The organism is Rhizomonospora bruguierae (assembly GCF_018397995.1).
Classification (GTDB): domain Bacteria; phylum Actinomycetota; class Actinomycetes; order Mycobacteriales; family Micromonosporaceae; genus Rhizomonospora; species Rhizomonospora bruguierae.
The window spans coordinates 1-1,345 of sequence record NZ_BBQH01000147.1; the positions used below are offsets into that span (position 1 = coordinate 1).

Annotated in this window: 1 pseudogene; it reads right to left on the reverse strand. The window is 66.0% G+C overall.

What is annotated here, in order from left to right:
• Positions 1-1,213 (reverse strand): annotated as a pseudogene (locus KJS59_RS30540) (IS256 family transposase); the annotation flags it as partial.
• Positions 1,214-1,345: the final 132 nt, after the last annotated feature.

Here is a 1,345-nt window from a genome sequence, read left to right on the forward strand (position 1 = left end):
CCCTCGAAGGCGATCTGGAACGCGTTCAGCGGTGCCTTCCAGCGCATCGTCCACCGCCGGCGGCCGGCACCGGTGGGGTCGAGGCTCATCAACGCCATGTACACGCACTTGAGCGCGGCCTGCTCATTGGGGAAGTGCCCACGGGCGCGGACGGCCTTGCGGATGCGGGCGTTTACCGACTCGATCGCGTTCGTGCAGCAGATGACCTTGCGGATTTCCACGTCGAAGGCGAGGAACGGGACGAACTCGGCCCACGCGTCCGACCACAGCTTCACGATCGCCGGATACTTGGTGCCCCAGGCATCGGCGAACTCCATGAACCGCTCGGTCGCGGCGTCCTCCGTGGTGCGGTGTAGACCGGCTTGAGCGCCTTCGCGATCTTGTCCCAGTCCTGCCGTGCCGCGTAACGGAATGAGTTGCGCAGCAGGTGAACCACACAGGTCTGGACGATGGTGCGTGGCCAGACCGTCTCCACCGCCTCCGGCAGGCCCTTGAGCCCGTCACACACGAGCATGAGCACGTCGGCCACGCCGCGGTTCTTCAGCTCGGTCAGCACGTGCAGCCAGTGCTTCGCCCCTTCGCCGCCGTCGCCGGCCCAGATGCCCAGGATGTCGCGGTGGCCGTCAACGGTGACCGCCATGACCACGTAGATCGGCCGGTTCGCGACCTGCCCATCCCTGATCTTCACATTGATAGCATCGATGAACAGGACTGGGTAGACGGGGTCGAGGGGTCGGTTCTGCCACTCGCCCATGCCGTCCATGACCTTGTCGGTGATGGTGGAGATCGTCTGCTTGGACACCTCGGTGCCGTACACCTCGGCCAGGTGTGCGCTGATCTCGCCGTGGGTCAGGCCCTTGGCCGACAACGACAGCACGAGGTCGTCGACCCCGGTCAGGCGCCGCTGCCGTTTGCGTACGATCTGCGGCTCGAACGTGCCCGCCGCGTCCCGCGGCACCCGGACCTCGACCGGCCCGACGTCGGTGAGCACGGTCTTGGTCCGGCTGCCGTTACGGGTGTTCCCGCTGCCCCGACCGGCAGGGTCGTGCTCGTCGTAGCCGACGTGGTCGGTGATCTCCCCGTCCAGAGCCGACTCCAGGACCCGCTTGGTCAGCTGCTGCAACAGCCCGCCCTCACCGGTCAACTTCAGCCCGTCACCACGAGCCCGATCGACCAGCATCGCGATCAACTGCTCATCCGCGACCGTACCCATTGGCTCCACGGCCGGCTGCTCAACGGTGGTCTCGGTCGTCATCTGGCGTCTCTCCCTTGATCGGTCGATCAGCCGTTAGTTGTACACACCCGCCATCATCGGCAACCATCCACATAACAAGCCCGACCGCCA